Here is a 20,567-nt window from a genome sequence, read left to right as displayed (position 1 = left end):
GTCATCCGAAGGTGAAGAAGGCTCCCGGCTGCAAGCGCTGGGGATAGGTACGCTTGCAGCCCGGAACTTGCCGTTGCTGTTACCAGCAAATGCCTTCGGTACGGCCTGTGGCACAGGTGGCCTTGGACATGAAGCCCACCAGGTCGATCACTTGCTTGCCGTGTGGTGCGTTCTGCGCCAGGGCACGGAACTTCTCATCACGGTTGCCCAGGATGATCACGTCGGAGTTGTTGATCACATCGTCGAAGTCCGAGTTGAGCAGGGACGACACGTGCGGGATCTTGCCTTCGATGTAGTCCTTGTTTGCACCGTGGACACGGGCGTACTCGACGTTGCTGTCGTAGATGCTCAGGTCGAAGCCCTTGCCGATCAGCATTTCGGCCAGTTCAACCAGCGGGCTTTCGCGCAGGTCGTCGGTGCCGGCCTTGAAGCTCAGGCCCAGCAGGGCGACTTTGCGTTTGTCGTGGCTGGAGACGATGTCGAAGGCGTTCTGTACCTGGGACTCGTTGCTGCGCATCAGCGAGTTGAGCAGCGGCGCTTCCACGTCCAGGGAGCTGGCGCGGTAGGTCAGGGCACGCACGTCTTTGGGCAGGCACGAACCACCGAAGGCGAAGCCTGGGCGCATGTAGTACTGGGACAGGTTGAGGGTCTTGTCCTGGCATACCACTTCCATCACTTCGCGACCGTCGACGCCGACGGCCTTGGCGATGTTGCCGATTTCGTTGGCGAACGTCACTTTGGTGGCGTGCCATACGTTGCAGGTGTACTTGATCATCTCGGCAACGGCGATGTCCTTGCGGATGATCGGTGCGTCGAGTTCTTCGTACAGCGACTGCAGGACATCGCCGGAGGCTTTGTCGAACTCGCCGATGACTGTCATCGGTGGCTGGTCGTAGTCGGCGATGGCGGTGGATTCACGCAGGAATTCCGGGTTGACCGCGACACCGAAGTCGATGCCGGCTTTTTTGCCGGAGCAGTCTTCGAGGATCGGGATCACCACGTTCGCCACGGTGCCCGGCAGTACGGTGCTGCGCACGACCACGGTGTGGCGGGTGGTTTTGTCACGCAGGACAAAACCGATCTCGCGGCACACGGCTTCGATGTAATCGAGCTCCAGGTCGCCGTTTTTCTTGCTCGGCGTGCCGACACAAATCATCGACAGGTCGGTATCGCGGATGGCGTCGGCGAAGTTGGTCGTGCCGCGCAGTCGGCCGGTTTCGATACCCTGGCTCAACAGCTCGCCCAGACCGGGCTCAACGATGGGCGATTTGCCTGCATTGATCAGGTCAATCTTATCCTTGGAGATGTCTACGCCGACCACTTCGTGGCCACGGGCAGACAGGCAACCGGCACAGACTGCGCCAACGTAACCGAGACCAAATATGCTGATGCGCATCGCATTTACCTCTTTGTCTTCAAGACTGTGTTAATCATGCCAATTAATGGCGGAGTTCATGTTTGCAAGCGTCACTGATGCCGCGAAAGTTAGGCGAATAGACGCCAACTTACCGCGTACAGGCATGTTAATTAGCGAGTGACTAACAATTGCACTCAAGTTGTGCGCAACTTGGCCTTGTTATTGGGGCTTGCCCTGAAATGCAGCCGGCCTTTCTGGGGAAAGGTGCCGACGCCAGTGCCACAAGATCCTGATGGGGGCTTTAAGCCCTTATTTATCAACATCTTGGGTGTCATCACTGACACATTTGGGTAAGCGCTGCCTTGGCCTATAGGGGATAGCAATTAATCCTTATCGCTGCCCTCAACTCATATCAGTTGATGATATGACCCGTGAGTCAAAGTTGATGGGGCAACTTTGCTACTTCCTTGGGTCGTCATGTAAGTCATCTCTTACAGAAGCAGAGAATTTCGTTACCGGTGGTATGAGCCGTGCGTTTAGACGAAGTTCCGGGCCGCTCATCCTGTTTCCTGAAATTTCTTGAAATATTAGGAAAGATGGCACTGGTAGTATATTGATAGCACTTGCTATTTGAGCCAGTAGTTATAGGGAGTTGGCGCGCGGGGATAGTTTTGTGCCACTAGTGTTTGAAAAAAGTGGTGCCACTACGAAAAAAATCGACGAATGTCGAGTGAAAGAATTGTTAGAGATGCGTCGGGATATTTTTTGACGCCAAAAAAATGACGATTCGCGAATTAAAATGCGGTTAAACATGTGGGAGGGGACTTGCCCCCGAAGACGGTGGGTCAGCTAAACATAAGCTGGCTGACCCATCGCCATCGGGGGCAAGCCCCCTCCCACATTTGTTCATCAGTGTTCTCGGGAGCTTTATTCTGGTGCGTGATCGCGCAAAAACACCAGGTTATCCGGCTTGGACTGCTCGGCGTTGAAGCGATAGCCCTGAACATCAAACTGCTTGAGCTTCGCCGGGTCGTTGATGCGTTCCTCGATCACAAAGCGGCTCATCATCCCCCGGGCTTTCTTGGCGTAGAAGCTGATGATCTTGTACTGGCCGTTCTTCAGGTCCTTGAACTCGGTGTTGATGATCCGCGCCTTCAAGGCCGTACGCTTGACCGCCGAGAAGTATTCGTTGGAGGCCAGGTTGAGCAGCACGTCGTCGCCTTGTTCGGCCAGCGCTTGGTTGAGCCATTCACTGATACGCGTGCCCCAGAAGGCGTACAGGTCCTTGCCACGGGCATTGGGCAACTTGGTGCCCATCTCCAGGCGGTACGGCATCATCAGGTCCAGGGGGCGCAGCAGGCCATACAGGCCCGAGAGCATGCGCAGGTGGTCCTGGGCGTAGCTGAAGTCGGCATCGCTGAAGGTCTCGGCATTCAGGCCGGTGTAAACATCGCCCTTGAAGGCCAGCAGCGCCTGCTTGGCATTGTCCTGAGTGAATGCCGGGGTCCAGCTGCCGAAGCGGGCGGCGTTGAGGCCGCCGATCTTGTCGGATACGTGCATCAATTCGCTGATTTGCGCCGGGCTGAGGGTGCGCAGTTGCTCGATCAGCTCCTGGGAGTGGTCCAGGTACTGCGGCTGGGTAAAGCGCTGGGTCGCCGGCGCGGTCTCGAAATCGAGGGTCTTGGCGGGGGAAATCACCATCAGCATGAAGTCGTCTCCTTTAAACGTGAGGCGATTCTAGGGGCTGGGGCGTTTTGACTCCACCTATGATGGCGATAGGCGTGATCCGCTATGATGGCCGGTGACTCTGGAGAGGGAGACCCTGTGTGCGAATAGCGCTTTTATTGTCGGCATGCCTGCTTTGCCTGAATGCCCAGGCAGCACCCGTGGATGTGGCCAGCCTGGACCGTGGCTCCTGGCCCGAAAAACTCGGCAGCCCGGCGCTGTTCGACGTGGCGTCACGCGCCGAAATCCTGATGTTCGCCCACAGCCTGCTGGCCAGCGAGAACCAGGACGAAACCGCGCTCAAGCAGCGCCTGGGCCTGAAGATCATCAACCTGGCCGCCATCGACGACCTGCGCCGCCAGCTCTGGCAGCGCCTGCTGGAGAACTACACCTTCGCCCAGCAGAGCTGCGCGGAAGACGCCTCGTTCTGCTATCTGGTGGAGAACATGGACGACCTGCGCGAGCAGGCCGGCAAGTTCGAGGTGAGCGAAGACTCCTTCTATATAGGCTGGGCCGCTCCGAGCCATACCTTCCATGAGCGCTACCTGGATGAATTGCTGCGCAAGGCCGCGCTGTTTCCGCAGATCAGCAGCGAAGTCGCACGTTTCGGCGACCATGAGCGCAATGGCGACGAGTTCAATGACCGCCTGTTCCTGCTGACGTTCGACGGCGGCCCTGCGCCGGTCAGCGGCAATACCGACTGGCTCGCCGACTATTTGCGCAAGCAGAAGATGAGCGCGACCTTCTTCACCCTTGGCAGCAGCCTGCAGGCCCGTGTCGAGCGCAGTTCGGTTGCCGATGTGCAGGCGCTGTACCAGGGCCAGTGCGTCGGCACCCAGGGCTGGCAGTATCGTTCCCACAGCCATTGGGTGGACTGGCAGAGCTCGATTACCCGCAGCGCTTCGCTGGCACAAAACCTGATGCCGGAAAACTACGTGCCGCTGTTCCGTCCGCCCTATGGCCAGCGCCGCGCGGACAGCCAGGGGTTCTTTCAAGCCCAGGGCTTGCAGGTGGCGTTGTGGGACATCGATTCCCAGGATGAACCGGGCAAGCTCAAGGCCGATGAGTCGGCGCAACGGGTGCTGACCTTGATGCTGTTGTGGCGCAAAGGCGTGATTGTGTTCCACGACACCCAGGACAAGGCACGGGTCGCTTTGCCCATGCTGTTGCAGGCGACGGCGCAGAGTGGTCTGGGTTGGCAGGACTGCCGGGAGGCGTTTCGCTGAAGTGCCCGGAACTGTTGGGTTTTGGGCGATTTCGGGGTAATTTTGTGCGACATTTCGATGCAGGCGGACTTCCGACTTTAGCGGGGTAAGTGGCACTCGGCTAGTGCTATTCGTCATCCTGAAAAATAAACTTCAAAAAAGCGTCAAAGTGCTTTTTCCTGTCACACGTTTTGCGGTATTACGAAGTCAGATCGCCGAAACCTGCAACACAGGTGGCGTCTTCCAAGACTCCTCATGTGGGCACTGCGCTTGACGTCACTCAGGTGCAGTCGGTGGTCGAATCGAGGCGCAGCACCGCCCAGGTATTGCGTCGACTGGCTCCCACAAAGGTGACCGAGTATGGATGATCATGGACGTAACCCTTCTTCCGACCAGCCAATCCTTTATGTGCTTGATACCAACGTATTGATCCACGATCCAAACGCACTGCTCAACTTCGAAGAACACCACGTCGCCATCCCGATGATCGTGCTTGAGGAGCTCGATAAACTCAAAAGCGGGCACCACAGCGTGGCCGCCGAATGCCGCCAGGCCATCCGCCTGATCGACAAGACATTGGGCGAAGCTTCGCCAGAAGATGTCGAAGTCGGCGTGCCGATCCAGCGTGGCAAAAGCGGACCCAAGGGCTTGCTGTCGATTCTGATGAGCAAGCGCAGCGAGCCCAACAGCCTGCTGCCGGAAAACCTGAACGACAACAAGATCATCAACCAATTGATCGACCTGCACGCCCGTGACAAGGACCTGCGCGTAGTGCTGGTGACCAAAGACATCAATATGCGCCTCAAGGCCCGAGCGTGTGGGATCGCGGCCGAGGACTACAGTACCGACCAACTGGTCGACGACGTGTCGATGCTGTCCCGTGGTTATCACATGATGACTGGCTCGTTCTGGGACCGCGTCAGCAAGGTCGAAACCCGTCAGGACCATGGCCGTACCTGGCACCAGGTGCAGTTGATCGATAACCTGCCGGCCGTACATATCAATGAGTTCATCGTCGACGAACAGGGCTTCGTGGGCTGGATCAAAGAGATCCAGGTCGACAAGTTGCTGATCCTCGACCTGCATCAGGAACCCCTGTTGCACCAGGAGGCTTGGGGCCTGAAACCGCGTGATATCTACCAGAGCCTGGCGCTGTACGCGCTGCTCGATCCGGACATCCACCTGGTCAACCTGACCGGCGCCGCAGGCTCGGGGAAAACCATTCTCGCCCTGGCTGCCGCCATCGAGCAGACCATGGTGACCAAACGCTATCGCCGCATCATCGCCACCCGCAGCGTGCAGGGCCTGGACCAGGAGATCGGTTTCCTGCCCGGCACCGAAGCGGAAAAAATGGAGCCGTGGCTGGGGGCGATCACCGACAACCTCGAGGCCTTGCACATGGATGATGAAAACACCCATGGCAGTGTCGACTACATCCTCAGCAAAGTGCCGTTGCAGTTCAAATCTCTCAACTACATCCGAGGTCGCAGCTTCCAGCAGAGCCTGATCCTGATCGATGAATGCCAGAACCTCACGCCGCACCAGATGAAAACCATCATCACCCGTGCCGGCGCCGGTTCCAAAGTGGTGTGCCTGGGCAACCTGGCACAGATCGACACCCCTTACCTGTCCGCGACCAGCTCCGGGCTGACGTACCTGACTGAACGCTTCAAGGATTTCCCGAACGGCGTACACATTGCGCTGCAGGGTGTTCCACGTTCGATCCTGGCCGAATACGCCGAATCCCATCTCTGACCCTCGGCACTGACTAAAACGGGCGTCCCATGGGACGCCCGTTTTTTGTGTTCAGGCCGACTGCTCGACCTGTGCCCAATCGATTGCCGGTTTATGTGCCCTGGAAAGCAGGGTGTACACCGACGGCAGTACAAACAAGGTAAACAGCGTGCCCACCAGCATGCCGATCACGATCACCAGTCCCAACCCGAAGCGGCTGCCGGCGCCGGCACCTGACGAGAACAGCATCGGCACCAGGCCCACCACCATGGCCGCCGTGGTCATCAGGATCGGCCGCAGCCGAATGCGTGCCGCGCGCATGATCGCCTGGGCCGGGGTGCAGCGGTACAGCACCTGCAGCTCGTTGGCGAACTCGACCATCAGGATCCCGTGCTTGCTGATCAGACCGATCAGGGTGACGAGGCCGATCTGCGTGTAGATATTGATGGTCGCCAGCCCCAGCGCCAGGGGAATCAACGCGCCGCAGATCGACAGCGGCACCGTGATCAGGATGATCAGCGGGTCGGTCAGGCTTTCATACTGCGCGGCCAGCACCATGTAGATCACGATCAGCGCGAACAGGAAGGTCAGCATCAGCGCATTGCCCTCGTGGATGAACTGCCGCGAATCGGCCTGCCAGTCATGGCTGAAACTGGCGGGCAACTGGCGGCTGTGTTCCTGCAAAAAGGCCACTGCCTGGCCAAGGCTGACGCCGGGCGCGGGAATACCCTGGAAGGTCGCGCTGTTCTGCTGGTTGAACTGCTTGAGCTTGTTCGGCTCGATCACGTTGTGCAGGCTCACCACGGTGGACAGCGGCACCTGCTGGCCGGTGTCGGTGTCGACGTAGAAGCCATTCAGGTCCTGGGGCGTGAGGCGTCGCGAGGCCTGGCTCTGGGGGATCACATCGTAGGAGCGGCCTTGCAGGGCGAACCGGTTGGTGTAGTTCTCACCGATCAACACCGCCAGCGTGCTGCCGATGTCTTGCATGCGAATCCCCAGGCTGTTGGCCTTGCTGCGGTCGATGCGCACTTGGGTCACCGGGTTATTGAACGCCAGGTCACTGTCGACCACCGCAAACAGCCCGCTGGCCCGCGCCTGGGTTTTCAGCGCCTCCATGGCCTGGTACAGCGAGCGGTAGTCTTCTGTGCTGCGCATCACCATTTGCACCGGCAAGCCACCGGTGGAGGCGGGCAGTGGCGGCAACTGGAACACGAAGATCGAGTTGCCTTCCACGGCATCGACGCTTTGTTGCAGCTCGGCCTGGATTGTCGCTGCGCTGCGCTGACGCTGCGACCATTCGGTGAAGTTCACCCCGGCAAAACTCGCGGCGACACCGTCATTGCCGTTGATGATCCAGGTGCTCACGGTCTCCGGCAAGTGGCCGAGAATCCCGCTCAACTGATAGGCGTAGCGCTCTACATAATCCAGGTTGGCGTGCTGCGGTGACTTGATCGCCAGCAGCAGGTTGCCTTGGTCTTCGTTGGGCGCCAATTCCTTGCTGGCATGGCCATACAGCCAGGGCAGGCTGAGCAGCACCACGGCGCCGAACAACAGGATCAGCCCGCGCTTGCGCAGCGAGCCCAGCAACGCACGCTGATACAGGCGTGCCAGGCGGTGGAAGAAGCGCTCGGCCAGGCGGCTCATGGTGCCTTCATGCTCCTGGCCCGGTAGCAGCTTGGCGCACATGACCGGGGTCAGGGTCAGGGCGATCACCCCGGAGACCAGCACGGCGCCGGCCAGGGTCAGGGCGAACTCCTTGAACAGCGCGCCTGTCAGGCCGTTCATCAGGCCGATGGGCATGTACACCGCCGCCAGGGTGATGGTCATGGCGATCACCGGGGAAGCGATCTCGCGCGCGCCGAACAAGGCAGCCTGCAGCGCGCTGCGGCCTTCCTTGACATGCCGGTGGATGTTCTCCATCACCACAATCGCGTCATCCACCACCAGGCCGATCGCCAACACCATTGCGAGCAGCGTCAGCAGGTTGATGCTGAAGCCGAACAACGTCATCAAGCCCAGGGCGCCGAGCATCGACAATGGAATACTGACGATGGGGATGATCACGCTGCGCACCGAGCCCAGGCACAGGTAGATGATCACCACCACGATCAGGATGGCCTCGATCAGCGTTTCGATGACTTCGATAATCGAGGCTTCGATAAAGTGCGCGGTCTCGAACGCCAGCGCCACCTTGACCCCAGGCGGCAGGGTTTTCTCGATGTTCGGCAGCAGGCGCTTGATGTCGGCGACGATCAACAGCGGGTTGCCCTTGGGTGTCGCATAGAGGCCCAGGTGCACTGCGGGCCTGGCGTCCATCAACGCACTGGTTTCGTAGGCTGCCGAACCCAGCTCGACGGTCGCGATATCGCGCAGGCGCAGCAGGTGGTCGCCGTTGTTGCGGATGACCATGTTGCGAAACTCATCGAGGCTGCTCAGGTCGGTGTTGACCTGGATCGAGGAGATCACATAGTGGCCCTTGATCTGCCCCGGTGCTGCCTGGAAGTTGTTGTCGCGGATCGCCTGTTCCACCTGGGCGGCACTGATGCCGTGGCCTGCCATGCGTTGCGGGTCGAGCCACAGGCGCATGGCCAGGCGCTGGCCGCCGAAGGTCTCGACCTTGGCCACGCCGTCGATCGTGGAAAACAACGGCTGTACCACGCGGCTCAGGTAATCGCTCAAGGCCGAGGCCGACAGCGAATCACTGGAAAACCCCACGTATGCCACTGCTGTCGCATCGCCGGCGGAACGTTCGATCACCGGGTCATAGGCCTGTTCAGGCAGGCGGTATTTGACCTGGTTGACCTTGGCAATCACATCGCTCAACGCCTTGGCCGAGTCCTGGTTGAGTGCCATGCGCAGGGTGATCTGGCTGCGGCCCTGCACCGATGAGGAACTGACATAGTCCACGCCTTCCACCGAGGCCAGCGACTGGTTGATCGGTTGGGTCACAAAGCCTTGCATCAGCTCGGCGGGCGCGCCGGGGTAATCGGTGGTCACGCTGATCACCGAGCTTTCCAACAGCGGGTATTGGCGCACAGGCAGGTCGAGGTAGGCCTTGAGCCCGGCCAGTACGATCAGCAGGCTGACCACCAGGGCCAGCACTGGGCGACGTACGAACAGGTCGGTGAATTTCACGGGTTTTCTCCGGCCATGGTCATCCCCGAGGACGAGTTGGCGTCGTTCAACACCGTACGTTCGAGGGGCTCGATAGCGGCACCGTCACTGAGTTTGATCTGCCCGGAAATCACCACTCGGTCACCCGGATTCAGACCCGCATCGATCACTACGCGGCCATTGCGCCGCTCGCTGGTCTTGACCAATACGCGGCGGACGACGGGTGGGGTATTGGCATCGGTCGATGGCTGCACCACGAAGACATCTTCGCCGTAGGCGTTATAGGTGATGGCGGTTTCCGGCACGCTCAAGGTATTGCCGGGCAGTGACTGCGGCAGGCGCACTTTGGCGAACATGCGCGGCAGGGCGCCGTCGGTGGGGGCCTGCAGTAGCGCCTGGACGCTCAGGGTGCGCGAGCGGTCGAGGAACGGGTCGATACTGCTGATACGTGCGCTGAAGCGTTGCCCCGGCAGGGCATCGAGTTGCACATCCAGGGTATTGCCGACCTTCAGTTGGGCCAGGGCTTGCTCCGGCACGCTGAAGTTCACGTACAGGCCCTTGTCGCCGACCAGGTTGATCAGGCTGTCGCCGGGGTTCACAAATTGGCCCAGGTGAACCTTGCGGATCCCGAGAGTGCCGGCGAACGGTGCACGTATGGTCAATTGGTCGATCTGCGCCTTCAGTTCCTGCAGGGCGCCTTGGGCGGTGGTGTATTCGGTCTGGGCATTGTCGAAGGCTTCGCGGGACGTGGCGTTCACCTTGACCAGGGTGCGCGAGCGTTCCAGTTTGACCTTGGCATTTTCCAACTCACCCTGCAGGCGCATCAGGTTGCCGCGTTGGGGAGCATCGTTGAGCCTGACCAGCACTTGGTCGCGCTCGACGCGCTGGCCGGATTCCACTGGCAACTGCACCACACGTCCGCCGACTTCGGCGGGTACGCTCACCTGCTGCACGGCTTCCAGCTCACCGATGGCTTCCAGGTAGCGGGTGAAGGGGGCGTCGCTGACCGGCGCCACCGCGACTTTGATCGGCGCAGGCGCGTAGGCCGCGGCAGCCGGATGGCTCCAGCGCCACAATGCCCACGCCAACGCAATGAGGACAACCACGGCGATCAACAGCGCCACGCTGGTTCGTGAGACGGCACGTCCGGATCGACTGACGTGTGACATAAGCTTCATTCCTTGAGCGGCAATCAGTAAATGGGCCAGCAGCCCGGCGTCAGTAGTTCGACGAGGTTCTCATCCGGATCGCGGAAATAGATGCTCGATCCACCTTTGGGCCAGTGGGTGCGCCCCTCGATGGTTATGTTCGCGTTGTCCAGGCGCGCCTCCCAGGTCGGCAGGTCGTCGGCGTCGATGGCAAAGCAGATATGAATGCGCCCGTTGGCGTCATGGGGAGGGATCTCGCCGCCGCTCAAGTATTTGGTTTGAAGAGAGGCGCCCCGTTTGAATAGCAAGAGAGTATTCTGCTGACCGACGTTTAACGCGACGAGTACGTTGCTCTCGACCATCGTCTCAAGCTCCAGGTGCCGGGCGTAAAACGCTTTGGCGCGGTCGAGGTCGTCTACGTACAGCGCGGTCTCAATGATTCGTTTGAGTTGAGGCATGGTTTTGCTCCTTGTTGAAGGTTGCTCCCTGAGATGGAATTCACAGCATGGTCACGGTCCTACTGCGCAATATCGATTTGAATCTGTTGGTGGTGCTCGATGCACTGCTGACTGAAAAACACGTCACCCGCACCGGTGCGCGACTGCATTTGAGCCAGCCGGCCATCAGTCACTCCTTGAGTAAGTTGCGGGTGCTGCTCGACGATCCGATCCTGATCCGCGAGGGTAACGAAGTGGTGCTCAGCGCGCTGGCGCAGAATATCCAGGTGCCGTTGCGCGACATCCTCAGCCAGATCGAAACACTGTTCGGCAAATCCATCGACTTCGACGCGGCCAGTTCCCAACGCACCTTTCAATTGGCGATGTCGGACTACGGCGCGGCGATTATCCTGCCCAAGTTGCTGGTGCGACTGCGCAGCGAGGCGCCGAACACCACGCTGGTGGTGACCCAGGGCAGCCGGCATGCGATGTTCGAGCAAGTGGCGCAGGGCAAGATCGACCTGGCGCTGGGGGTGTTCCCCAGCCTGACGCCCGATGTGTCGATGGAAGTGTTGTTCGAGGAAACGTTTTCCTGCCTGCTCGACCGGCGGACCCTGTCCAAGGACGGCATGCTGGATCTGGAGAGCTACCTGGAGCGCCCGCATATCCAGGTGTCCATGGACGGAGGTGCCAATGGTGAAGTCGATAGCCTGTTGCGTGCCGAAGGTTTGCGTCGTCGCATCGCCGTCAGCGTGCCGCACTGGCGTACGGCGCCGAGCCTGTTGCACAACACCGACCTGATCCTTACCGTGGCCACCCGCACGCTGGAAGACACGTTGCTCAACCCGGACCTGGTGCAATTGCCGCCACCGTTCAGCATTCCGCGCTTTCCCTTTGTGCAGATCTGGCACCAGCGATTCTGTGACGATCCGGCACATGCGTGGTTGCGCGAACAGGTCAAGCAAGTGGTAGCTCATACCGTGCAGGTCGACTGATCGGGGCGCAGGCGTAATCGCAAGTCCTGGCCCAACTGGGTCACTTCGTACAGGGTGAAGTCCAGGGAATGGGTGAGGTTTTCCAGCTCCGGCAAATGCACCAGCGGCCGTGCGAGGTCGCCGAGCAGGCGCGGCGCGACGTACAGCAACAGCTCATCCACCAGCCCGGCGCGCAGCAGGTTGCCGGCCAGGGTCGGCCCGGCCTCGACCATCACATCATGCAAGCCGCGCTGGCTCAGATGGACCATCAAGGCATGCAGGTCGAGGCCATTCTGGTTGCCCGGCAGGCCGAGCAAGCGCTCGGCGTTGGCGCCTGGCGGCAGATGTTGCTCGTGCACCACATGCAGGCTTGGCGCCTGGTCGTCGAACACCCTCGCGGTACCCGGCACCCGCGCCTGGCTGTCGAGGATCACCCGCAGCGGCGCGATGGCTTCGGCGGATGCCATCTCGCGTACGGTCAATGAGGGGTTGTCGGCCAGCACCGTGCCGCTGCCGGTGAGGATCGCTGCACTGCGCGCTCGCCAATACTGCACATCGGCGCGCGCCCTGGCGCCGGTGATCCATTGCGAGCGCCCGTTGTTCAGCGCGGTGCGGCCATCCAGGCTCATGCCCATCTTCAGTTGCACCCACGGCCGCTGGCGCTTGACCGAGGACAGGAAGCCACGGTTCAACTCGCGGGCGACCGCATTGAGCAAGCCCACGCGAACCTCGATCCCGGCGTCGCGCAGTTCGGCGATCCCACGACCGTCGACCTGCTCGAACGGGTCTTCATGGGCAACGACCACACACGCCACGCCAGCCTCGATCAGCGCCTGGTGACAGGCACCGGTGCGCCCGACATGGCTGCAGGGTTCCAGCGTCACATAGGCCGTGGCGCCCTTGGCCAGGGCACCGGCCTGGCGAAGGGCGAAGACCTCGGCGTGCGGACCGCCCGCACGCCGATGCCAGCCCTCGCCCACGATGTGTGCACCGTGGGCGATGACGCACCCGACCCGTGGATTGGGCCAGGTGGAGTGACTGCCGCGCTCGGCCAACGACAATGCATGATGCATATGTTGAAAGTCGATTTCGCTGAAGTGGGTCATGGGCGGCGTTGCCCTGCCACAGCGTGGGCGGTGATCGGGTAGATACGCCCGTCGTAGGCGCTGGCCAGGAAGCCACTGCCTTCGGCGTCATGGGTCAGGCATGAAATACCGCTGGCGGTGATCTTCTCCACCTTTGCCCATTTGCGCTTGGCCAGGTCGAACACGGCCACGGTGCCGCCGTAGCTGCCGGTGGCGATCATCTGGCGGTCCTTGGAGATGGCAATGCACTTGATCGAGTGGCTATGAGGTGTGTCATACACCTCGCTGTTGCCGGCTTGCCACAGGCGCAGCTTGAGGTCGCGACCGATACTGGCAAAGCCGCCCTGGATCTGCGTGCAGCCGTTGGAAATACGGTCGTGGGCCTTGTCCAGGTAGGTTTCCAGCTCGAAGTCTTCGATCCGGAAGAACGCTGCGGCCGCTGTCGCGCATACGCTGAACAGGTACTGTTCATCGGCGGCGATGCCCTTGATGGCGTTCTCGTGCATGCGCACTTCGCGCAGGAAACGCGGCTGCTGGTTTTCCAGATTGAAGATCAAGGCTTCGCCAGTGTACGTACCGATTGCGGCGTGCAACTGGCCATCTTTTTCGAAGGCGGTGCCGCAGTTGAGCGGTGAGCGGTGCTGGTAGATGACGTCGCCGGTCTTGGCGTCGAACACCGTGCCCATCTGGCCGCCGGTCAACACGCTGTCGCCGAAGGGCAGCAGGAAGTTGCACAGACTGCCGGCCTTGGTGCTGGGCTGGCCATTGATCTGCAGGATGCCGGCATCACCGATGCTGTAGATGTCGTCGCCGACCACCGTGACGGCGTTCAAGCTGATGGCCGGCTCGATGCCGCCCACGTCCCATTCCTGAGTGATGAAATCCCAGGTGGCGTAGGTGGAGCCGAAGGTCACGAAGGCGATGCGATGGTTGCCCAGCAATGCACAGCTGCGTGGCCAGATGATGCTTGGCAGTGAAGTCTGGGCGGTTTTTACCAGTTGGTTGTCGGGCGTCAGCTCCCACAGCATGACGCAACGGTCGTAGCTGAGGCTGACCAGCAGGCGCTGCGCGTCGTTCCATACGATGCGCTTGATGCCGGCGGCATGGGCAGCTTGCAGGTAGGTGCCGCTGCTGCTGATCACGGAGATTTTGCCTTCGTCGTCACCGGCGAAAATGATGCCCTCACGGGACAGGGCGACGGTGTCGGTTTCGACGCCGCCCAGGTCGATCAGGTCCAGTTGTTCGCCGCTGGCAGCGTCCCAACGGCGGATCGAACCGTCATCGCTGCTGGAAACCAGGGTCTTGCCATCGGCGGCCCAGCACACCGAAATCACGTCGGCATCGTGACCGCTGAGGATCCGCAGGGTTCGCCCGCTGAGGTCGAACAGGCGGATGCTGTGGTCCCGCGAGCAGGTGGCGATGGTCTGGCCATCCGGTGAGAAGGCAGCCATTTCGATGTCGTCATCGTGACCCACCAGCACGCTTTTCAAGCGCAGCGAAGGGATTTCCCAGACGCGGGCGGTGTAGTCGCTGCTGGCACTGACCAGCAGGGTGCCGCTGGCGTTGAACGCACATTGGTTGGCCAGGTGGTCGTGGAGCACGCGCTGGATCGGCGTCTTGGTTTTTGCATCCCACAAAATAACCTGGTTGTCATAACCGGCGGTTGCAACGTAAGTATCGTTGAATGTTGCGATACCGCTAATAGGGCCAAAGTGTCTCATGCGTCATCATCCTTAATGTAGTGTGGGCGAAAGAAAGTGTTCAGGCGCGCTTCGGTTGTTTCATCAGGTTGATCACGTGATTTTTCTTATCGACTTTCGCTTGCAGGTAATGAGTGTTATGTCGGGTGACAAACACACCGGTCGGAATAACGTTGTCCACTACAATGCCGTTATCCACCAGGGCCTGAACTTTGTCCGGGTTATTGGTGATCAATTGGCAATGTTTGATGTTCAGCGCTTTCAACATGCCTGCGGCCATGGAAAAGTCGCGATCATCTTCCGGAAAGTTCAGATGAGTATTGGCTTCGAACGTGTCCATGCCAGAATCCTGCAGGCGGTAGGCGTCCAACTTTGCATATAAGCCGATGCCGCGGCCTTCTTGGCGCAGGTAGATAAGATAGCCACCCACTTCCTGCATGCGCAGGATCGACTCGTTTAATTGCGGGCCGCAGTCACAGCGCTGTGAACTGAATACATCGCCGGTCAGGCATTCGGAATGAATACGCACCAACGGGCTGATGGGATTGGCGGGGCCAAGCTTTATCACGATATGTTCGTGTGCCGTGTCCAACCCACTGAACGTGTAGAAAGTTCCAGGGTTGGAATGGTCGTCCAGGGGGATATCAACATGGTTGCGTACGCTTAGGCGGTTCATGGCGGTTCCTTCCGTGCTTGAATGATCAACGCGTTATTGTTTTGGTACAGAAGAGGGATTACAGGGTTTGTGCGAGGCGAAAGCCCATTACGTAAATCTGTCGCGGATACTTGCCGTGACGCCGGCAATTGCGGGTCAGGTCGCGAAACCGCGTGAAGCTGCCACCACGGGCGATGCGGTGGGTGCCAACCACAGTGACGAGGTCGTCGGTGATGGCGGTGCCGCCGGGGTAGGGGGCGTAGTCGTCAGCGACGAATTCTTCGACATTACCGGCCATGTCCAGACAGCCAAATGGCGAAGCACCCTCGACCAGGAAGCCGACCGGAGTGGTGTCGAACAGGCCCAGTTCGGCGGTGTTGGCACGCTCGGGCAGGAAGGTATTTCCCCAGGGATATTCGAGGTTTTCCGGGCCGGCGGCGGCGTATTCCCATTCAGCCTCGGTGGGCAGGCGGAAGCTGCGGCCACTGGCTTCGCTGAGCCAGGCAGCGTAGGCGTCGGCGTCATCGGCAGTGATCCCGTAGACCGGATGGTTGGCGCGTGCGTGAGGGTACTGTCCGAAGGCCCAGCTTTCGGGAATCCGTGCCTGTGTGTTGGCTTCGAGAAAGGCTCGGTATTCGAGGTTGGTTACCGGATATTTACCGATGGCGTATGGCCGCAGGTGGACGCGATGACGAGGGACTTCCTTGGCGATCCAGTCCCGATCCAGGCCCAGGCCGCGCATGTCATGCATCACCTGGTCGACCGCCGATTCGGCCAGACCGATCTCGACGGTGCCTGCGCTGATTTGAATCATCGTGGGGTTGAGTACATCGAGCCTGGGGTCATGGGTCAGTGCCAGCAGTTGGGCGGCGGCATAGCGCCAGGCCAGCGGCGAGACAGGGTTTTCGACGCGGTCGGCCAACTGTTCGCTGGTCTCTTCCGACACCAGGCGCCAGGCTGCCAGCGGCAACTTGAGGTTGACGGCTTCGTGGAAATGCTCAGGCAGGCCCATCAAGAAACGGTCTGTCATTTCGGCGGTCAGGGGGCCGTCGAACACGGGCCAATGGTTGAAACCCTTGGAAGTCATAACGCTCGTTTTCCTACTGCTTGGGAGAAAAGGCACGTACACCCAGGCGTACGTGCCCGGCCTTCAGAGAGTGCAGATCAGCCCGGTTTGCAGGCAGTTGCGTTCGAAGTCATCCCAGTAGCCCTTGGGGTGCTTGGCCCGCTCGGCCTCGGAAATAATCGGTTTTTGCCACTGCAGGCGGGAGAAGCCGGCTTTCATGATCGCCAGCTCATAGCGTTCGCGGCTCCAGCGATGGAAGGTGAAGGCGCTGGGCGGTGTGGTGACGAATTCGGCGTGGTGGCGAAAGCCGCCTTCATGGGGTTCTTCGGTGAGTACGTGCACGCCGTATTTGGTGAAGTTGCCACGTTTCAATTGAAAGGTTGGCTCTACCGTGTAAGCCACGACCCGTCCACCTGGGGCGAGGTTCTTGGCGACGACCTGGAACATCTTGTCCAGTTTTTCTGGCGAATCGGCATAGTTGAACAGCCAGGCGGCGGTGATCAGGTCGAACTTGCCGAGAATGCCCAGATCGCAGATATCGCTGACGTGGTACTCGATCGGCTCCTTGTTGCGCGCCGACTCTTGACGGGCCAGTTCAATCATGGAGGCGGAGATGTCCACGCCAACCACTTTGCTGGCACCTTGGCGATACAACTCGCGTCCGAAGAAACCGAAACCGCAGGCCAGGTCCAGTACGGATTTGCCCTGGGGATTACCAACCATACTGAAGAAGGTTGCGGTTTCCACCGAGCGCTGCGAGGCGCTGTCCGTGAAAGCTTCGAAGCGTTCGCCGATGGCGTCGTAAGTTGCCGTTGCAGTTTGAGTGGTCATTGCCTCACCTTTTTAAAGTTAATAGCTGTCGTCAATCCCTGACTGGGAACATGAAGAAGTCTTCTGTTTTTGGTGACCCTGTTAGGCGTGAATCAAGTGCGAGTGGTAATAAGGAATCCTCCTATGACGACAAGTACGCCGACCAGTTTATTAATGTTGAGAGACTGTTTGGGAAAGCCCAATAAGCCAAAATAGTCAATCGCAATTGAAACGATAAGTTGTCCGATCAATACCGCCATGATGAAGTTGAGGGCGCCGAGTCGAGGCGCCATCAATAAGGCTACGGTAATATAAAAAACGCCGGCAACACCGCCCATCCAAATCCACCAGGGGCCGTCTTGCACGGCGGCAAGATTGGGGCGAGGCGCCTTGACTGCAATAATGACAACAATGAGTACAACCAGGCTGACCAATAGAGATACTGCCGTGGCCCATAAAGGATGGCCTAGCAGGTTACCCAGTTTTGCGTTGGTGCCTGCCTGCAAGGGCACTGCAAAACCGGCGAATAAACTGAGCAGGATGAAATACAGTAAGGTCATGAAGTGGGCATTCCGTTTTTTTTCAAGTTTTACGGTGCTTGGATTGTTGGCGCCAATTCTTTGTTCTGATGGGGTGTATTCGTCGCACTGATCGAGCATTGGCTACTGGTGATTCAGGGACGGGGAATCAGGTGTGCGCAATCTTGACCGACGGGTTTACAATCGCTGCTCCTGATCAGGAGTATCCCTGTGCTGACTCATCTCGATTCCCAAGGTCGCGCCCATATGGTCGACGTCACCGACAAGTCCGTGACGTTCCGTGAGGCGGTGGCCGAAGCGCGTGTGCGCATGCTGCCCGAGACCCTGCAAATGATTGTCGACGGCGCCCACCCCAAGGGCGACGTGTTTGCCGTGGCCCGCATTGCCGGGATCCAGGCCGCGAAAAAAACCAGTGACCTGATTCCCCTCTGCCATCCGTTGATGTTGACGGGTGTCAAGGTCGAACTGAGCGCCGAGGGTGCAGACTTGGTGCGTATCGTGGCGCGCTGCAAACTCTCCGGCCAGACCGGCGTGGAGATGGAAGCCCTTACTGCTGCCAGCGTCGCGGCGCTGACGATCTACGACATGTGCAAGGCGGTGGACCGTGGCATGACCATCGAAAGTATTCGCCTGCTGGAAAAACTCGGCGGCAAAAGCGGGCATTTCAAGGCGGACCAGGCATGAGCATCAACGTATTGTTTTTTGCGCGTTACGCCGAAGCGGTGGGTTTTGATTCGTTGGAGATGGAGGGCGACTTCGCCACTGTCGATGCGGTGCGTCTGGCGCTGGCCAGTGACCCGGAGTTTGCAGTGCTCAACGAAACCAGCCTGATGTGTGCGCGCAACGAAGAGATGTGCGGCCTTGATGAGCCGGTGCAGGCAGGTGACGAAGTAGCATTCTTCCCACCCGTGACCGGAGGCTGAGCATGGCCATTCGTGTGCAGGTCCAGGCGTTTGATCCCGGTGCTGAAGTCAACGCGATGCATGCGGCCAATGTTGGCGTGGGCGCGGTGGTGAGTTTTGTTGGCTATGTACGCGATTTCAATGACGGTCTGGATGTCGCGGGAATGTTCCTGGAGCACTACCCCGGCATGACCGAAAAGGCCCTGGCCAAGATCGCTGTGGAAGCCGAGCAGCGCTGGCCGTTGCTCAAGCTGGAAGTGCTGCACCGCATTGGCGCGCTGGAACCTGGCGAGCCGATTGTGTTTGTCGGGGCGGCCAGTGCCCATCGCCAGGCGGCGTTTGATGCCTGCGCGTTTGTGATGGATTACCTGAAGACGCGGGCGCCGTTCTGGAAGAAGGAAAATACCAGCGAGGGGCCGCGTTGGGTGGAAGGGCGCCACAGCGACCACGCCGCCGCGGATCGCTGGAAGTCTTAGGCCAAACACAGCACCAAATGTGGGAGGGGGCTTGCCCCCGATTGCAGTGGGTCAGCCAACAGAGATGTTAGATGTGCCATCGCTATCGGGGGCAAGCCCCCTCCCACAGTTTTCACTGCATTCCAGCTTACGGACGCTTGCGTTCAACGGCGCGCAACAGGTGCGTCGGCGGCGTCTCACAGCTGATCTTGCGCCCCAGCAACGCCTCGATCGACGGCAGCTGATACGAATCATCTTCCCCGGCAAAGCTGATCGACACACCCGCCGCCCCGGCACGGCCGGTGCGGCCAATGCGGTGCACGTAGTCATCCGGCACTTCCGGCAGGGTGAAGTTGATCACATGGCTGATGCCGTCGATGTGAATCCCACGCCCGGCCACGTCGGTGGCCACCAGCACACGGATCTTGCCTTCGCGGAAGCCTTCCAGGGTCTTGATGCGCTTGTGCTGTGGCACGTCGCCCGACAGTTGCGCGGCGTTCACACCGTCACGCACCAGGCGTTCTTCGATCCGGCGCACCTCGTCCTTGCGGTTGGCGAACACCATCACGCGTTCCCAGCCGTTGTCGTTGACCAGGTTGTAGAGCAGCTTGTACTTATCGGCGCCGGCTACCGCGTAGATGTGTTGCTCGACGTTCTCGCTGGCGACGTTTTCCGCTTCGATCTCGACGATGGACGGGTCTGTGGTCCATTGCTTGGCGAGGTTCATCACGTCTTCGGTGAAGGTCGCGGAGAACAGCAGGGTCTGACGCTCGGATTTCGGCGGGGTCTGGCGAATGATCTGGCGCACTTGTGGGATGAAACCCATGTCGAGCATGCGGTCGGCTTCGTCCAGCACCATCACTTCGACCATGTCCAGGTGCACGTCGCCGCGCTGGTTGAAGTCCAGCAGACGGCCAGGGGTGGCCACCAGGATGTCGCAGTGACGGGCTTCGAGGTGCTTGAGCTGCTTGTCGAAGTCCATGCCGCCCACGAACGTCATGACGTTGAGGCCGGTGTACTTGGTCAGGTCGGCGGCGTCCTTGGCGATCTGTACCACCAGCTCCCGGGTCGGGGCGATGATCAGCGCGCGCGGTTCACCCATATAGCGCTCTTTGGGCGGTGGCGTCTGCAGCAACTGGGTGATGATCGAGATCAGGAACGCGGCGGTCTTGCCGGTGCCGGTCTGGGCGCGGCCGATGGCGTCTTTGCCGGCCAGGGTAAAGCCCAGCACCTGCGCCTGGATCGGCGTGCAGTACGGAAAACCAAGGTCCTGGATGGCGTGCATCAGTTCCGGGGCCAGCTTGAAATCATGGAAGCGGGTCTTGCCTTCCTGGGGTTCGACGACAAAGTCTTCGAGTTTCCATGGAATTACCGGCGGTTTTGGCGCACGTTCACGGCGCGGTTTTGGTGCCACCGGTGCGGCAACGGGTTCGACCGGTCTGGCCTGTTCAGGTGGGGTCACCGTCGGCTTCTTCGGCTGGGCGGCGGGTGCGGTCCGGTCGGGCTGTCTGCCGTCATTGCGGCTGCCGGCTGTCGGGGCAGGAGCACTGGAATCAGGCGCGAGCGGCTCAGCCTCGCTTTTGCCGAACATCTTCTTGAGTGCTTTGAGCACGGTGATCTCATTAATTGGTTAAGGAATGTACGCCGGCCAGTGTAATGCA

At 60.0% G+C, this 20,567-nt stretch carries 18 protein-coding genes; 6 read left to right on the top strand and 12 right to left on the bottom strand.

From position 1 onward, the window contains the following. Nucleotides 1–79 precede the first annotated feature (79 nt). Together BMX59_RS02285 and yaaA are read right to left on the bottom strand one after the other, a co-directional pair. A complete protein-coding gene (locus BMX59_RS02285; RefSeq protein ID WP_093119704.1) occupies nt 80–1,396 on the bottom strand; it encodes a nucleotide sugar dehydrogenase in 1,317 nt (438 codons plus the stop codon). Between the two features lie 888 nt (nt 1,397–2,284). After that, entirely contained in the window at nt 2,285–3,064 is a 780-nt protein-coding gene (gene yaaA / locus BMX59_RS02280) for a peroxide stress protein YaaA (protein WP_071488571.1), read from the bottom strand. A 119-nt stretch (nt 3,065–3,183) separates the two neighbouring features. On the opposite strand from yaaA, the gene BMX59_RS02275 reads away from it, so the two are divergent. Both BMX59_RS02275 and BMX59_RS02270 read left to right on the top strand, forming a co-directional pair. Then, nucleotides 3,184–4,308, top strand: coding sequence for a polysaccharide deacetylase family protein (locus tag BMX59_RS02275; RefSeq protein WP_093119701.1), 1,125 nt, complete (start codon nt 3,184–3,186; stop codon nt 4,306–4,308). 339 nt (nt 4,309–4,647) lie between these two features. Next, nucleotides 4,648–6,042, top strand: a complete 1,395-nt coding sequence (locus tag BMX59_RS02270; RefSeq protein WP_005785025.1) for a PhoH family protein — start codon at nt 4,648–4,650, stop codon at nt 6,040–6,042. Between the two features lie 51 nt (nt 6,043–6,093). Here the strand turns inward: BMX59_RS02270 and BMX59_RS02265 are convergent, their stop codons facing one another. From BMX59_RS02265 to BMX59_RS02255, 3 genes are read right to left on the bottom strand one after another with little or no spacing between them, the layout of a single operon-like run. Next, entirely contained in the window at nt 6,094–9,156 is a 3,063-nt protein-coding gene (locus BMX59_RS02265) for a MexW/MexI family multidrug efflux RND transporter permease subunit (protein ID WP_093119698.1), read from the bottom strand. Further along, on the bottom strand, nt 9,153–10,304 hold the full coding sequence (locus BMX59_RS02260) for an efflux RND transporter periplasmic adaptor subunit (protein ID WP_093119696.1): 1,152 nt from the start codon (nt 10,302–10,304) through the stop codon (nt 9,153–9,155). Before BMX59_RS02260 ends, BMX59_RS02265 begins: the two co-directional genes overlap by 4 nt. 23 nt (nt 10,305–10,327) lie before the next feature. Next, nucleotides 10,328–10,741: a VOC family protein gene (locus BMX59_RS02255; RefSeq protein WP_093119694.1), complete on the bottom strand. Its 414-nt coding sequence runs from the start codon at nt 10,739–10,741 to the stop codon at nt 10,328–10,330. A 47-nt stretch (nt 10,742–10,788) separates the two neighbouring features. Between BMX59_RS02255 and BMX59_RS02250 the strand changes: the two genes are divergently transcribed. Further along, nucleotides 10,789–11,715 carry a LysR family transcriptional regulator gene (locus BMX59_RS02250; RefSeq protein ID WP_071488576.1) on the top strand — a complete coding sequence of 309 codons (927 nt, stop codon included), beginning with the start codon at nt 10,789–10,791 and terminating at the stop codon, nt 11,713–11,715. Here BMX59_RS02250 and ribD read toward each other — a convergent pair. The 6 genes from ribD to BMX59_RS02220 form a co-directional block, all read right to left on the bottom strand. After that, a complete protein-coding gene (gene ribD, locus BMX59_RS02245; RefSeq protein WP_092240859.1) occupies nt 11,694–12,800 on the bottom strand; it encodes a bifunctional diaminohydroxyphosphoribosylaminopyrimidine deaminase/5-amino-6-(5-phosphoribosylamino)uracil reductase RibD in 1,107 nt (368 codons plus the stop codon). The genes BMX59_RS02250 and ribD overlap by 22 nt on opposite strands. Further along, nucleotides 12,797–14,500: a WD40 repeat domain-containing protein gene (locus tag BMX59_RS02240; RefSeq protein ID WP_093119687.1), complete on the bottom strand. Its 1,704-nt coding sequence runs from the start codon at nt 14,498–14,500 to the stop codon at nt 12,797–12,799. Before BMX59_RS02240 ends, ribD begins: the two co-directional genes overlap by 4 nt. A gap of 40 nt (nt 14,501–14,540) precedes the next feature. Then, on the bottom strand, nt 14,541–15,155 hold the full coding sequence (ribA, locus tag BMX59_RS02235) for a GTP cyclohydrolase II (protein ID WP_071488579.1): 615 nt from the start codon (nt 15,153–15,155) through the stop codon (nt 14,541–14,543). 58 nt (nt 15,156–15,213) lie between these two features. Then, a complete protein-coding gene (locus BMX59_RS02230; RefSeq protein WP_092240863.1) occupies nt 15,214–16,221 on the bottom strand; it encodes a formylglycine-generating enzyme family protein in 1,008 nt (335 codons plus the stop codon). Nucleotides 16,222–16,284: 63 nt separating this feature from the next. Further along, entirely contained in the window at nt 16,285–17,031 is a 747-nt protein-coding gene (locus tag BMX59_RS02225) for a class I SAM-dependent methyltransferase (RefSeq protein ID WP_093119681.1), read from the bottom strand. A gap of 92 nt (nt 17,032–17,123) precedes the next feature. Further along, nucleotides 17,124–17,570 (bottom strand): DMT family transporter, encoded by a 447-nt coding sequence (locus BMX59_RS02220; protein WP_071488582.1) that lies wholly within the window; start codon nt 17,568–17,570, stop codon nt 17,124–17,126. A 189-nt stretch (nt 17,571–17,759) separates the two neighbouring features. Between BMX59_RS02220 and moaC the strand changes: the two genes are divergently transcribed. Genes moaC through moaE form a run of 3 tightly spaced genes read left to right on the top strand, consistent with a single transcriptional unit; the run spans nt 17,760 to nt 18,927 of the window. Then, a complete protein-coding gene (gene moaC, locus BMX59_RS02215) occupies nt 17,760–18,233 on the top strand; it encodes a cyclic pyranopterin monophosphate synthase MoaC (protein ID WP_071488583.1) in 474 nt (157 codons plus the stop codon). Continuing rightward, the gene (moaD, locus tag BMX59_RS02210; protein WP_071488584.1) at nt 18,230–18,472 is read left to right on the top strand and encodes a molybdopterin converting factor subunit 1; all 243 of its coding nucleotides are present in this window, start codon (nt 18,230–18,232) and stop codon (nt 18,470–18,472) included. The genes moaC and moaD overlap by 4 nt, the downstream gene beginning before the upstream one ends. 2 nt (nt 18,473–18,474) lie before the next feature. Beyond that, on the top strand, nt 18,475–18,927 hold the full coding sequence (gene moaE, locus BMX59_RS02205; protein WP_092240865.1) for a molybdopterin synthase catalytic subunit MoaE: 453 nt from the start codon (nt 18,475–18,477) through the stop codon (nt 18,925–18,927). A gap of 127 nt (nt 18,928–19,054) precedes the next feature. On the opposite strand, the gene rhlB is transcribed toward moaE, so the two are convergent. After that, entirely contained in the window at nt 19,055–20,524 is a 1,470-nt protein-coding gene (gene rhlB / locus BMX59_RS02200; protein ID WP_165447910.1) for an ATP-dependent RNA helicase RhlB, read from the bottom strand. Between the last annotated feature and the right edge of the window lie 43 nt (nt 20,525–20,567).

This window comes from Pseudomonas sp. NFR09, assembly GCF_900111535.1.
Classification (GTDB): Bacteria; Pseudomonadota; Gammaproteobacteria; order Pseudomonadales; family Pseudomonadaceae; genus Aquipseudomonas; species Aquipseudomonas extremorientalis.
This window is presented reverse-complemented; position numbering and strand designations above follow the sequence as displayed.

Coding starts and splice junctions, on each gene's coding strand:
- BMX59_RS02250 (WP_071488576.1), top strand. CDS start 10,789: ATGGTCACGGTCCTACTGCGCAATATCGATTTGAATCTGTTGGTGGTG.
- BMX59_RS02240 (WP_093119687.1), bottom strand. CDS start 14,500: ATGAGACACTTTGGCCCTATTAGCGGTATCGCAACATTCAACGATACT.
- BMX59_RS02285 (WP_093119704.1), bottom strand. CDS start 1,396: ATGCGCATCAGCATATTTGGTCTCGGTTACGTTGGCGCAGTCTGTGCC.
- ribD (WP_092240859.1), bottom strand. CDS start 12,800: ATGACCCACTTCAGCGAAATCGACTTTCAACATATGCATCATGCATTG.
- ribA (WP_071488579.1), bottom strand. CDS start 15,155: ATGAACCGCCTAAGCGTACGCAACCATGTTGATATCCCCCTGGACGAC.
- yaaA (WP_071488571.1), bottom strand. CDS start 3,064: ATGCTGATGGTGATTTCCCCCGCCAAGACCCTCGATTTCGAGACCGCG.
- BMX59_RS02270 (WP_005785025.1), top strand. CDS start 4,648: ATGGATGATCATGGACGTAACCCTTCTTCCGACCAGCCAATCCTTTAT.
- BMX59_RS02225 (WP_093119681.1), bottom strand. CDS start 17,031: ATGACCACTCAAACTGCAACGGCAACTTACGACGCCATCGGCGAACGC.
- BMX59_RS02230 (WP_092240863.1), bottom strand. CDS start 16,221: ATGACTTCCAAGGGTTTCAACCATTGGCCCGTGTTCGACGGCCCCCTG.
- moaE (WP_092240865.1), top strand. CDS start 18,475: ATGGCCATTCGTGTGCAGGTCCAGGCGTTTGATCCCGGTGCTGAAGTC.
- moaD (WP_071488584.1), top strand. CDS start 18,230: ATGAGCATCAACGTATTGTTTTTTGCGCGTTACGCCGAAGCGGTGGGT.
- BMX59_RS02260 (WP_093119696.1), bottom strand. CDS start 10,304: ATGTCACACGTCAGTCGATCCGGACGTGCCGTCTCACGAACCAGCGTG.
- BMX59_RS02255 (WP_093119694.1), bottom strand. CDS start 10,741: ATGCCTCAACTCAAACGAATCATTGAGACCGCGCTGTACGTAGACGAC.
- BMX59_RS02220 (WP_071488582.1), bottom strand. CDS start 17,570: ATGACCTTACTGTATTTCATCCTGCTCAGTTTATTCGCCGGTTTTGCA.